General features: G+C 42.1%; 11 protein-coding genes and 2 pseudogenes. 9 read left to right on the top strand and 4 right to left on the bottom strand.

Annotation, left to right across the window (positions count from 1 at the left end; genetic code table 11):
• Positions 1–230, bottom strand: a pseudogene (locus ACZFYI_RS07225) (kynureninase); the annotation flags it as partial.
• 158 nt (positions 231–388) lie between these two features.
• Here ACZFYI_RS07225 and ACZFYI_RS07220 point away from each other — a divergent pair.
• The 3 genes from ACZFYI_RS07220 (at position 389) to fumC (ending at position 2,822) form a co-directional block, all read left to right on the top strand.
• Positions 389–769, top strand: coding sequence for a RidA family protein (locus ACZFYI_RS07220; RefSeq protein WP_462523451.1), 381 nt, complete (start codon positions 389–391; stop codon positions 767–769).
• 118 nt (positions 770–887) lie between these two features.
• A complete protein-coding gene (locus tag ACZFYI_RS07215) occupies positions 888–1,346 on the top strand; it encodes a hypothetical protein (protein WP_462523450.1) in 459 nt (152 codons plus the stop codon).
• A gap of 75 nt (positions 1,347–1,421) precedes the next feature.
• Complete coding sequence (gene fumC / locus ACZFYI_RS07210) at positions 1,422–2,822, top strand: class II fumarate hydratase (RefSeq protein ID WP_462523449.1); 1,401 nt, start codon at positions 1,422–1,424, stop codon at positions 2,820–2,822.
• 28 nt (positions 2,823–2,850) lie between these two features.
• Here fumC and ACZFYI_RS07205 read toward each other — a convergent pair whose 3' ends face one another.
• Positions 2,851–3,819, bottom strand: coding sequence for a sugar phosphate isomerase/epimerase family protein (locus tag ACZFYI_RS07205; protein ID WP_462523448.1), 969 nt, complete (start codon positions 3,817–3,819; stop codon positions 2,851–2,853).
• Between the two features lie 120 nt (positions 3,820–3,939).
• Positions 3,940–4,377 carry a hypothetical protein gene (locus ACZFYI_RS07200; RefSeq protein ID WP_462523447.1) on the bottom strand — a complete coding sequence of 146 codons (438 nt, stop codon included), beginning with the start codon at positions 4,375–4,377 and terminating at the stop codon, positions 3,940–3,942.
• Between the two features lie 75 nt (positions 4,378–4,452).
• Between ACZFYI_RS07200 and ACZFYI_RS07195 the strand changes: the two genes are divergently transcribed.
• Together ACZFYI_RS07195 and solA are read left to right on the top strand one after the other, a co-directional pair.
• A complete protein-coding gene (locus tag ACZFYI_RS07195; protein ID WP_462523446.1) occupies positions 4,453–6,129 on the top strand; it encodes an amidase in 1,677 nt (558 codons plus the stop codon).
• A 17-nt stretch (positions 6,130–6,146) separates the two neighbouring features.
• Entirely contained in the window at positions 6,147–7,313 is a 1,167-nt protein-coding gene (gene solA / locus ACZFYI_RS07190; RefSeq protein WP_462523445.1) for an N-methyl-L-tryptophan oxidase, read from the top strand.
• A 177-nt stretch (positions 7,314–7,490) separates the two neighbouring features.
• On the opposite strand, the gene ACZFYI_RS07185 is transcribed toward solA, so the two are convergent.
• Positions 7,491–8,555, bottom strand: a complete 1,065-nt coding sequence (locus ACZFYI_RS07185) for a hypothetical protein (protein ID WP_462523444.1) — start codon at positions 8,553–8,555, stop codon at positions 7,491–7,493.
• A gap of 363 nt (positions 8,556–8,918) precedes the next feature.
• Between ACZFYI_RS07185 and ACZFYI_RS07180 the strand changes: the two genes are divergently transcribed.
• The 4 genes and pseudogenes from ACZFYI_RS07180 to ACZFYI_RS07165 all read left to right on the top strand — a co-directional run.
• Complete coding sequence (locus ACZFYI_RS07180; RefSeq protein ID WP_462523443.1) at positions 8,919–10,751, top strand: phosphoenolpyruvate carboxykinase (GTP); 1,833 nt, start codon at positions 8,919–8,921, stop codon at positions 10,749–10,751.
• A 783-nt stretch (positions 10,752–11,534) separates the two neighbouring features.
• Entirely contained in the window at positions 11,535–12,401 is an 867-nt protein-coding gene (locus ACZFYI_RS07175) for an alpha/beta hydrolase (protein WP_462523442.1), read from the top strand.
• Positions 12,402–12,466: 65 nt separating this feature from the next.
• Positions 12,467–13,033, top strand: coding sequence for a glycosyl-4,4'-diaponeurosporenoate acyltransferase CrtO family protein (locus ACZFYI_RS07170; RefSeq protein ID WP_462523441.1), 567 nt, complete (start codon positions 12,467–12,469; stop codon positions 13,031–13,033).
• Positions 13,034–13,082: 49 nt separating this feature from the next.
• Positions 13,083–13,205 (top strand): annotated as a pseudogene (locus ACZFYI_RS07165) (QacE family quaternary ammonium compound efflux SMR transporter); the annotation flags it as partial.

Raw genomic sequence — 13,205 nt, 5'->3', positions numbered from 1 at the left:
TCTCCATGGAAATGTCCATCCACGGCCATATCAGCCCAATTGTCCAATTCCTTTTGGATGTATGCTTGGGCAGATTTTGGTTGTAAACCGAGGGAATTCCCACAAAAATAAATCGCTTCCCGTCCATCGACTTTCGGAAAATAAAAACGACCACGGAATCCTTTCAAAGGATCCTTATCATCCATTTCTAGTGCAAAATCTTCTGAAAATCGGTAGTTCGTGTTTTTCATTATATCAATGGATTGAATTAAAGCCGCCTCAATTAACCATCTTCCGAGGAATAGGTTTAACCAGACTTTCAAAAATACTACCTTTCCATTTTGAAAAAAACCGATTTGATTTCGGCGGTTGTATCTGAATCAGTAATTTGCACAAAAATAAAAATCCCATGTCCAAAGAAATCATCTTCTCAAGTGATGCCCCTGCACCTATCGGGCCATACAGCCAAGCCGTAAAAACCGGAAATACACTTTACTTGTCAGGTCAGATCGCTTTGGATCCTGTCACCGGCGAACTGATCAATGAAAATATCACCGAAGAGACACATGCCGTCATGAAAAACATGGATGCCGTATTGAGAGCCGGAGGTTTTACTTTCGCTGATGTGGTAAAGTGCACCATCTTTATCAGGGATATGGGACAGTTTGGGACGATAAATGATGCTTATGGCCAATATTTCAAATCCAATCCTCCTGCAAGGGAAACTGTCGAAGTCAGCAAACTTCCAAAAAATGTCAATGTGGAAATTTCTTGTATTGCTGTGAAATAAAGGCTAAATCCCCTGTTTTCTGCAATTCTTAGCCTCATTCAAAGGTTAGGATAACAATACAACTTTTTGGATTGACTTGAGTTAGGTTCCCATGAATCCGTTTCCCAACCATAGCGAAGTGCTCGTATCTTCTTTGTCCAAAAAAGAAGTGGAGGGGAAGTTGTCAACAGTAACTCAGGACATCAATTTTCTGGACTATGAGCAGCGGCTTCAAAAAGGATTTAAGTTTAACGGAAAAGTAGGTGGGGACTCATTCAGGCTTTCATTGGTAGTCGATAAGCCGGACAGTTTTTTGCCATTGATTCAGGGCAAAATCGAGGCTACTCCAAAAGGCTGCATCCTTTTTCTCCAATACAGACTTTTTCCCAGTTCGGCATTTTTCCTCGGCTTTTGGACAGTGGTTACGCTGAGTTTGGCTGTGTTTTTTGGGTTTGTTTCGCAAAATCCATTTTATGCCGGATTCAGTTTGCTTGCCTGCGTTGGAAATTACTTCTTTGCCTGGAATTATTTCAAAAGGAAAATCAAGCTCTCCAAAGGAATTTTTCATGAAATCCTCAATCTCAAAGTGATGGATTAATTCCCTTTATTCTTATGTATTCTTCTATTCAGGTAGTAATTTAGCTGCCTGAAAAATAACCAAAGCATCAAATATATGAGCATCAGGATAGAAAAAGATACCATGGGACCTGTTGAGGTTCCTGCAGACAAATATTGGGGAGCACAGACCCAAAGATCCATCAACAATTTCAAAATCGGTGGAGTGAAAAACCGGATGCCGATCGAAATCATCAGGGCCTTTGCCATTCTCAAAAAGTCTGCAGCCATCGCCAATGCCGAGCTCGGCGTGCTGACCCAAGATAAAGCTGACATCATTGCCAAGGTCTGCGATGAGATATTGACCGGAATGCATGACGATCAATTTCCGCTTGTGATCTGGCAGACAGGTTCGGGGACTCAATCCAACATGAACGCCAACGAAGTAATAGCATACAGGGCCCATGTTCTTTTGGGAGGTTCATTGGAAGATGCCAAAAAGAAAATCCACCCCAACGATGATGTGAACAAATCACAGTCCTCGAACGATACTTTTCCTACCGCCATGCACATTGCGGCCTATAAGATGGTGGTGGAAACGACCATTCCGGGCGTGGAACTGTTGAGAAATACACTGAAAGCAAAATCTGAGGAATTCATGGGCGTGGTAAAAATCGGAAGAACCCACTTTATGGATGCAACTCCCTTGACTTTGGGACAGGAATTTTCGGGATATGTTGCCCAGCTTGACCATGGGCTGAAAGCTTTGAGAAATACCTTGTCCCACCTGTCTGAGCTTGCTCTTGGCGGCACGGCAGTAGGAACAGGATTGAATACCCCTGCTGGTTATTCGGAATTGGTGGCAAAAAAAATCGCCCAATTCTCCGGTCAGCCCATGATTACTGCCCCAAACAAATTTGAGGCTTTGGCAGCGCACGATGGAATTGTTGAAACCCACGGGGCTTTGAAGCAACTTGCTGTAAGCTTGATGAAAATAGCCAATGATATCCGCATGCTTTCTTCAGGGCCTAGGTCCGGTATTGGGGAAATCCTCATTCCTGAAAACGAGCCGGGTTCTTCCATCATGCCTGGAAAAGTCAATCCAACCCAAGTTGAAGCAATGACAATGGTAGCCGCACAGGTAATGGGCAATGACGTGGCAATTTCTATTGGCGGATCAAACGGTCATTTTGAACTGAATGTCTTCAAACCTATGATGATTGCCAACTTCCTTCAATCGGCAAGGTTGATCGGGGATGCCTGTGTCTCTTTCAATGACCATTGCGCCATCGGAATTGAGCCAAATACAGCATTCATCAAGAGACATTTGGAGAATTCATTGATGTTGGTAACAGCATTAAATCCTTATATCGGCTATGAAAATGCCGCTGCCATCGCCAAGAAAGCACACAAAGAAGGTACAAGTCTGAGAGAAGCAGCATTGGCATTGGGATTACTTACAAACGAACAGTTTGACGAGTGGGTGAAACCCGAGGACATGATCGGTAGTCTGAAATAATAACGCTGATTTTCCTTCTTTAAAACAATCAGCAATTCAGATTTAAAGCAGAGAGGTAATCAAAGCTTTTTTGAAGGGCATTTACATGGTCAGGAGTCATGTCTTTTTCTAAAAGAAAATGCTTGGCTCCTGATTTTTTTGCTTCGCAAAGGATTCCCGAAAGGTTCAAAACCCCATCCCCGGCATCAGCCAAATAAGGGAAAAGCCCCATCCATTCACCCATATTTCCTCCATCTCCCGGGAAAGTCTTTTTCTCCCGCATATCTTTCACATGAAGTAAGGGAAATCTTTTTGGGTTTTCTTTGAGGTATTTGATCGGGTCGATGCCTGCTGCGGTAAACCAAAAAACATCCATCTGCATCTTGACCAAGTCAGCATCTGTATTGTCCAAAATCATCTGAAAGGGAACCACACCATCCACTGCTTTGTGACCATATCCATGGTTATGATAAAAGAAAGTCAAACCATTTTTCTTGGCAGATTCCCCCACCTGATTGAAGATTTCAGCTGTTTTTTTATAATCATCAAGGCTCTTTCTCATGTCATCAGGAATCATGGCGATGCCGACATATTTGTGTCCGATGACATGCGCAGCTTCTGCCACGCCTTCCATGTTATTTCTCAAGGTCGGTAAGTCCACATGGATACTTGGGGCTGATAATCCATAACGGTCCAAAATCTCTTTGATTTCCTTTGGACTTTTACCAAAATAACCGCTTCCAGAAAAACCCAAAGCATTGGCTGCCATTTTCCAACCTTCTTTGGTAGCTTCATCGGAGAAAGGATATGGTCCAAAAAACTCCAATTCTTTGTACCCGATTTCAGAGATCACTTTTATAGTTCCTTCAAAATCGGCAGAGAGCGCTTTGGGAACTGTAAACAAAGCAACACCGAGGGATTTGATTTTTTGCATGGTTTCAGCAGTTGATAAATGTGGCATCAAGCTACCTGCGGCAACAGCCAAAGCGCTTTTTTGGATAAAATTTCTTCTGTTCATAGGTTAACTTTTACGGAAATAAAAGTAGAAAAAATTATCCTAGATTGAATTTCAGAAATAGATTATACATGAATGAAAATCGGGGTTTTTTATTCAGACTTAAGACGTTCAATTACTATATCAGCTTTCTATTGTTTTCAAATATTTCTTCACCTTGACAGATCGGATGAAAATAAGGGTCAGCAAGACCATCCAGATGATTTGATTGAAAACGATCTGAAAAATCGTCCTTTTATTCCATCCCAAATCAGGGATATAGGCAACCAAAACCCAAACCAATAGCACAAGGTGTCCAATCAAGCCCCCCAAAATCAAATATTGCCAACTGATGGGATAAAAGGCACTCATAAAAATCAAAAACCCCAGAAGCATCCCAAATATTCCAAAGATATTGGTATTGGGTCCGGAGAGGTACTCAGGATTCATAGAAAGCCATTTCAAAAAATCTTCCCCGAAGTAGCGGAAGAAAGCCGACCAAGCAAAGGTGTACATTCCTGTAAGCAATAACAGTCCCCGTAAAGGCATTGGAAAACTTGGTGTAATGCTGTTTTTGTCCATAATCTAAATTGGCTATATTCCTCGGAAAATAACATTTAACCATCCGAATAGGTTTTTTACAAAACGTAAATCTACATGAACAGAATTATAAAAAGGAGTCGCATAAGTTTAATTATAGGAGGAATCTTCCTTTTGTCTGCCGGATATGTCGGCGGCAAAATGATGGCCGACATCACTTCTGAAAATATTGCAGGGGCTGAAGTATTACTTGGACTGGAGTTTACTCCAGCGGAAAGGGACAGCATGAACCGTAACCTGACCAATTACAGGACAAGTTACGAGACCATGCGCAAGCAGCCTATCACCAATTCAGTCGCTCCGGCCATCGGCTTCAATCCGCTTCCACATGGTTTTGTTCCTAATCAAATACAGGAAGATAGCGATTGGGGCATTCCTGCCGATGTGGCTTTACCCAATAAGGAATCAGACATCGCTTACCTCTCTGTCGCTGAACTCTCCTCCCTGATCAAAAACAAAAAACTAAGTTCAGAAAGGTTGACCAAAATCTACCTAGACAGGATCAAAACCTATTCGGATACACTCCAATGCCTCATCACTTTGATGGAAACTGAAGCCCTGCAAAAAGCCAAAGCCATGGATGTAGAAATTGCCAAAGGAATGTATAGAGGCCCTTTGCACGGAATCCCATACGGCATCAAGGATTTGCTATCGGTAAAAGGCACCAAAACCACTTGGGGCGCAATGCCCTATAAGGATCAGACAATCGATGAAACCGCAACAGTTGTGGAAAAGCTTAATGCAAGCGGTGCAGTCTTGGTCGGCAAATTTACCTTGGGGGCATTGGCCATGGGGGATGTATGGTATGGCGGAGTGACCAAAAATCCTTGGAATCTGAAGCAAGGTTCAAGTGGTTCATCGGCTGGTTCTGCCTCTGCTGTGAGCGCGGGATTGGTTCCTTTTGCCATCGGCACCGAAACCCTTGGAAGCATTGTATCGCCCTCCACAAGAAATGGGGTGACCGGATTGAGACCTACATATGGCCGGGTAAGCAAACATGGCGCTATGGCCCTGAGCTGGAGCATGGACAAAATCGGCCCGATCTCCAGGTCTGCTTTGGACAACGGGATTGTCCTTTCCGTGATCAATGGATTTGATCCCAAAGACAAAAGCACCATCCCTGCTGCATTCCAGTACAATTCCAAAAAATCAGTCAAAGACCTCAAAATCGGATATTTTGCAGCTTTCTTCGAAGGAACAAGACCCAACATTGACAAAGACAAAAAAGTATTGGATGACCTCAGGGCGATGGGATTGGAACTGCATCCGATCGAACTCAAAACCTCTGTCGATCCAAGCAGCATGCTGATTTCCCTGTATGTGGAAGGTGCAGCTGCCTTTGATGACCTTACCAGGTTGAATCTTGACGACCAGCTTGTTGCCCAACACCGAAATGCATGGCCCAATCTTTTCAGGGCAGCAAGGTTTATTCCCGCTGTCGAGTACATTCAGGCAAACCGATACAGAAGTATTTTGATAGAAGAAATGCATGCTTTGTTTCAAGAATATGATGTGATCGTAACTCCTTCATTAGCCGGAAACCAACTTCAGATCACCAACCTGACCGGACATCCTGCCCTGTGCATGCCAAACGGTTTTGCTGAAAACGGCAGCCCGACTTCCATTACTTTCCTCGCCAATCTTTTTGACGAAGAAAAACTGATCATGCTGGGAAAAGCCTATCAAGAAAAAACTGAATGGCAGAAAAAGAGACCGGTCTTTTTTGACAAATAGAAATCCAAGTAACCCTGATGGACAGAAAATCCTACGATGTGGCAGTGATTGGCTTGGGGGCTTTGGGTTCCTCGACTCTTTGGCAATTGAGCAAATCGGGAAAAAGAATTCTCGGAATCGACCAGTTTTCCCCTCCACATACCATGGGGTCTTCCCATGGGGAAACCAGGATCACACGCTTGGCAGTGGGAGAAGGAATGGATTTCGTCCCGATCGTCAAGCGGTCTCACGAAATCTGGCAGGAATTGGAATCACTATCCGGGAATACCATCATGACCACCACAGGCGGCTTGCTTTTTGATTCAGGTGTCCAAAGTTGGGCAAAGCATGGCTCAGAGGGATTTTTTGAAAGGACAGTGAATTTTGCCAAAGAAGGGAAAATTCCTCATGAGATTTTTGATGCCCAAGAACTCCAGAAGCGATTTTCAGAATTCAATTTGGAAGAAAGTGGCAAGGTATATTTTGAGCCGAGTGCAGGATTTCTTAGACCGGAGTTGGCGATTTCGACTCAACTCCAACTCGCAGGGCAAAATGGCGCTGTCATCAAAACACATACAAAAGTTTTGGGAATCTCTCCTATTTCAGGCGGAGGTGTGCAGATCCAAACCAATCAGGGAACTTTCGAAGCAGCTCAGGTAATCCTTTCAGCAGGTCCTTGGATCAAGGATTTCCTGCCTTCCTTTGTCAAGACCCAATTCAAAATCTGTAGACAAATCCTGCATTGGATTCCTAAAAAGGGGAACGCTTTTGAACTGGGGAAAACCCCGATTTTCATGTGGGGCTATGATTCCGGTCCGGAAGACTTTATCTATGGTTTTCCTTCTTTGGATGGTGAAACCATCAAAGTCGCTTCCGAATCTTTTATCGAAAGAAACCATCCCGATACAATCATGAGGGAGGTTTCAGAAGCTGAATGTGAAGAATTTATCCAAAACAAAATCGCCAACCGATTCAATCACATCGAAAAAAAAGTAGTCCAATCCAAAGTCTGCATCTATACCGTCACTTCCGATTCATATTTTGTGGTGGATGAATTGCCTGATTTCCCCGAGGTTTTGGTGGGTTCAGCCTGCAGTGGTCATGGCTTTAAGCACTCCTCCGGACTTGGAGAAGGCATTGCTGATAAAATCCTTGGTAAGAAGCCTAGGTTTGATTTGGAGGTATTTAAATGGAAGGAGTATTAAGAATGGATTTATGGAAAGATAAAAGCTGCTAAAAATTTTTGGTCGATAGTCCTCAGCCGGGTTCATTGAACCTCAATCCAAATTTTTCTAATTGGCTGAATTTTATTTTCTGCATACTGTAAACTGGACATTGAACACTTTTTTCCTCAGCCTACTATTTCAAAACTGGACAAACTCTTAATGCGGATTATTTTTCAACCACTGATCCAAAACAGGTGTAATCGAATACTTTACTCCTTTGAATCGCTCTGGGGGGGCGGTGTCCAAGGCTTTTCTGACTTCAAGTAATGCCGGACGAAAATCCGTTCCCAAACCGGAAAACTGCTCGTCGATCGCCCGGAGCAACCTCTCGATTCCCAAATATTCAAACTGCCATTCCTGAAGGTTGTTGGAATCTGTAATGGCATTCCTTATATCCTCCGCCATTTTGAGAATGCTGAGCCGGATTGGTTCTGTAAATAAATTTGGATGATCCACTGGATTGCCATCCAAGAAGGTATAGACTTCATTGTAATAATAATCTGATACCAAGATTCCGATCAATTCACTTTCCCAATCAGGCCTTGATTTGATTTTTGCCACAGCTGCCGCTTTGATATCCTCTTCATGGAACCGTCCAGAAAATGGTAAAATCAAAATGACACTCTGTGAAGAATCCGATGCTTCGATTGTTTGCAGATTCCTGTCGTGTTGGTCTTGGTCTTGGATTTGGGCATTTTCAGTAAATTCCTTTTGCTGTTTGTTCTGAAATGAGACCCATTCGATCAATAAGCCTAAGGCAAAGAGCATACTGAAAAGAAATCCCACGGAGAAAAAGGACTTGACAAACAGAGAGCTTACATCATTACCAAGAAAAAAGACAAGGAAAGCCGGTATAAAAACCAAAGGAGGAAACCAGATCAATGACTCCACTTTTACAAACCACTCTAAAAAGGTGACCATTTCAGGGTTATTTTCCCACCTCAATGCTGCTGAAAAGAATACAGTAAGTACAAATGAAAGCCAAACTGAAACAGCAAGAAAGTTTCCCAAAAACCGGTCTTTTACAAAATGGCTGAACACCCCCGCTTTGGTCAATCCTACAAATAAGCCGATACTTCCAATTGCAAAACCAAGACCCAGAAAGGCAAGCCCCAAGCCATAACCCATGGCACTGTCCCCTCCCAAATTCGGTCTGGGATAATTCAGCAACAACAGGCAAACATAAAAACCAAGAGAAATAAAAAAGGATATTTTAGCCATGGTTTTCTTTTTTTGTCTGGAAAATAGAGCTCATTTCAATGAAACTATCAGTCTGTGAAGGTCAAAAGCTGTAGTGAAGGCGGAAAGAAAATTTTCTACGAATATTATTCAAGTGCCTGATTATGATGCATATCATGTTTTTTGCAAATTTTAATCACTTTCTTTAAGGATATATTTCACTCAGAAATTAATAATTTAGAGGTATGGAAATCAGGTAAAATTTAAGTAAAAAACACAATATTCTGAAATAATGAAAAATAAGTGTTTTTGGACATAACACTTGCTTTTTTACTTCTTAAAAATTCTACAAAACAATTTAAACCCAAAATCTAACTTAAAACAATCTGCTAAAATCAACAAACTATGCTGACACAAATCAAAACTGAATTAAAGGACTGGGTAGATTCTATGACGAGCCATTTCGGACCTGAAAATGTCCATTGGTGTGATGGTTCTGAACAAGAGTATGATACCCTCTGTCAAAAAATGGTGGATAAAGGAACCTTTATCAAACTCAATCCTGAGAAGAGACCCAATAGTTTTGCTTGTTTTTCTGATCCAAGTGATGTGGCAAGGGTGGAGGACAAAACTTTTATCTGTAGCAGAAGAAAAGAAGATGCCGGACCAACCAACAACTGGATGAATCCGACAGAAATGAAAGAGATTTTGAACGGTCTCACAGAAGGAAGTATGAAGGGCCGGACAATGTATGTCATCCCGTTCTGTATGGGCCCTGTGGGTTCACACCTTTCGAGATATGGAGTGCAGATTACCGACAGCGAATACGTCGTAGTCAATATGAGAATCATGACAAGGATGGGAGCACCTATCTTGAAGTACATAGACGAGAATTTTGTCAAATGTATCCATACGCTTGGAGCTCCTTTGGAACCGGGCCAAAAAGACGTCAAGTGGCCCTGCAATCCTGCTGTCAAATACATTTCCCATTTTCCGGAGGAGAGGCTGATCATTTCTTACGGCAGCGGTTACGGTGGAAATGCCCTTTTAGGTAAGAAATGCTTTGCACTCAGAATCGCCTCCACCATGGGCAGGGAAGAAGGGTGGCTCGCAGAACACATGCTGATCCTAGGAGTAGAAAGCCCTCAAAAGGAAAAAAACTACATCGCAGCAGCATTTCCAAGTGCCTGCGGCAAGACAAACTTTGCCATGATGATCCCTCCCAAAGAGATGGAAGGATGGCGCATCACTACCATCGGAGATGACATTGCTTGGATCCACAAAGGTGAAAACGGAAGGCTTCATGCCATCAATCCTGAAGCGGGATACTTTGGCGTAGCTCCCGGCACCAATTACAAGACAAATCCCAATGCCATGGAAAGTATCCGGGCAAATACTATTTTTACCAATGTCGCTGTCACCGCAGACGGGGATGTTTGGTGGGAAGGAATGACCAAAGAGATGCCTGAAGGTCTGACCGACTGGCATGGCAAACCTTATGACAAAGCAAGTGGAAAACCTGCAGCCCATCCCAATTCAAGGTTTACTGCTCCTTCTGCCCAAAACCCTGCCATTGACCCTGAGTGGAACAATGCCGAAGGTGTGCCGATCACAGCGTTTGTATTCGGCGGAAGAAGAAGCACCACCGTACCTTTGGTTTATCAGGCTTTCAACTGGAATTTTGGTGTGTATATGGCAGCGACGATGGGTTCTGAGACAACCGCAGCCGCTTTTGGCGAAGTCGGAAAAGTAAGAAGAGATCCATTTGCGATGCTGCCATTTATGGGCTATCACATGGGAGATTATTTCAACCATTGGCTTCAGTTTGGCAGGGATCTGCAAAACGCACCAAGGATATTCGGTGTCAACTGGTTTAGAAAAGACGAGGAAGGCAACTTCATCTGGCCGGGATTCGGTGACAACATGCGTGTGCTCAAATGGATCATCGGACGCTGCAAGGGAAGGATTTCTGCTGTCGAATGTCCGATTGGCTGGAGACCTCGATACAAAGACATGGACTGGGAAGGCATGCATGATTTCAGCAAAGAGGATTTTGACAAGATTATGATGATCGAGCCGGAACCTTGGAAAACTGAATTGCTTGGCCACAGTGAGTTGTTCGAAAAAGCTTATGACAAAGTGCCGAAAGAGTTTTTCTTTATGAGGGAATTGCTATTGTCCGCACTTTGGAGATCACCTGAGAAAGTTGACCTCGCCTCTGAACGTGGAGACCATTGATCAGTAGAAAATTCTTTATAATTGAAAAATCCCGGGAAGGAGTTCTTTCCGGGATTTTTTTATTTAGGATAAGATTTCTAAAGTCTGATTTCTTTTTCCAAATACTTTTGAAATTGCTCTAAAAGATGGATTGCCTATTTGGCAAAAAGAGGCTAAGTTTAAGTAAATTAGACAATCAACAAACGTTTCTATTCATTGTAAAAAATGTAAGACGGGAATGGGCCAAACACTCACTGAAAGGAAATTGATAATTGCCAATTTCCTTATTGTAACCTATTTTTTATTGATTTATGCCATTCATCTTTTCCAGGTGGAAAATACGGTGATCGGTGTTTTTAAGGAAATCCTCACCATCCCCTTTTTACTTGCCCAAATAGTATTTCTGATTGTTGGAATCCTTTTTATCATAAAAAATAAGAAGACTCACTTTTTGACAAAGTCCAGTGTATTCCTCTTGGCCATTTGTTCTGTTCTTACCATTGGTAGCTTTTTTTGAAGCAATAAACCTTTCTCCTCCATTTTGCTAAGTTCTTCATCTCAGGAGGAAGGAAAAACCACTTTTCCTCCCACCCGGAGCCGAAGAACTTTAACTTCAAGATAAAATGATTGCACTTCCCAAAAAAATGGGTTAGTTTAGGTAATCAATTTGTCTAAATATCTTTTTCATGTCCTGTTAAAGCTTTGTTTTCAAAGAAGAGACAAGATTGATAGAATTACTCTTTTTCAAATTCTACCAGGGAATTCGGAAATCCTCCTATTCAAACCACAAAATTATTCCTGCTCATGTCCAAAAAGCTTTTACTCCTCTCGTTGGCTTTGATTTTGATTGTATCTCAATCTAAGTCCCAAAGCATTTCTCCTGAAAGCAATCCGCCTCAAACAATAATCAAACAGCTAAATAACGATAAAGGCCAAGCTTACGAACTCGCAATAACACTTCCGTCAGCTTACCAACCTGAGAAAGAATACAAAATCCTCTATTACCTGGATGCTTATTGGCTACAGGATATGGTCAGGGGATGCTATCAGCTAAAATCCATGTCGAGCGAAATGGATCAGGTGATTTTGGTGGGAATTTTATCAGTAGGCAATGAAAAAGATTGGCATCAACAGCGGAATATGGATTATACACCTTCTGTATATGACTTGAGCTGGTTGAATTTAAAAATTGAGTTTGGCGGTATGTTCTTAGATGAAACCAACACAGGTGGTGCCGAGCATTTTATGCAGTTTCTGAAAAACCAAATTATCCCAACAGTAGAAAAAGAATACAAAGTCGATGCTAAGACTAGGGGTATTTTAGGCCATTCGTTCGGAGGATTATTGGGTTTTTATTCCTTTGTGAAGTACAATGATTTATTTGCCAATTACATCCTGCTTGCCCCGGCAATATGGTGGAATGATTCGGAAATATTTCAGGACAAAGCCTCTCTCCTGAGCCAAAAAGAAGCGAAAATGTTCATCGCCATGGGCACGGGAGAAATCAACATGTTAAAGATTCCTTTGGCAAAACTGGTGGAAGAATTAAAATCCAAAGACAATGAAAAATTGGAAATGACCTACAAACAATACGAAAATGCCACCCATAATTCTGTCATCCCCCAAGGCATTTATGATGGCATTGAATTGCTTTACACCAAAGCAAAATGACCTAATTAGCAAGGAAATTTCAGGCCAAATGATTGATTAATTCCATGTAAAATTGAATAGAGACTATGCTCAAAAAGCTCTTCTTTCCCTTGATTTCCATCTTTTTGGCTTATAATACCTATAAGCTTTTTCTGGTATTCAGTAACGTATCCCAACAAGAGTTCTCATTGTTGTTGAGCTTTATTTTGGCCGTATTACTCAATCTCTTCATCACGGGAATCTTTGCATTTACAGGCTTTGTCTATCCCAGCAGCAGGTTGATGCCTGATTCCTACTATGAGGTCAAAAACCCAAAAGCGATCACGAATGCCTATCGTTATTTGGGAGTCAAATACTTCAGGTCTTTTTTGATGTTGATTCATTGGGGTAAAGAAAAGAACCGGAAAAAATACTTTAACGGGACCAAATCAGGCATCAAAGATTTTGACTTTCAGACCAGGCAATCTGAATTCGGACATTTAGCAGCATTTGTTTCGATTTCACTTGCCTGCATTTGGCTCATGCCGATGGGTCATGTACAGATAGCTTTGCTGACTATGGCATTGAATATTCCTTTCAATTTTTATCCAGTCATTTTGCAGCGGATGCATCGGGTGCAGATCCAAAGATTGACGAGGCGTGTCTTGGAATAAATAAAAACCCTAAATTCAATCTTTTCCAACCTCTCCATCCCACTAACCTATGAAATGGATCATACTGATTATCGCAGGACTGTTTGAAGTCGCTTTTGCTTTCTGTCTGGGAAAAGCGAAAGTGGCTACCGGAAACGACATGTATTTTTGGTACGCGGGTTTTTTGATTACC

This window comes from Aquiflexum sp. (assembly GCF_977115555.1).
The sequence above is the reverse complement of the archived record's forward strand: the minus strand, read 5'-3'. Positions and strand labels throughout refer to the sequence as shown.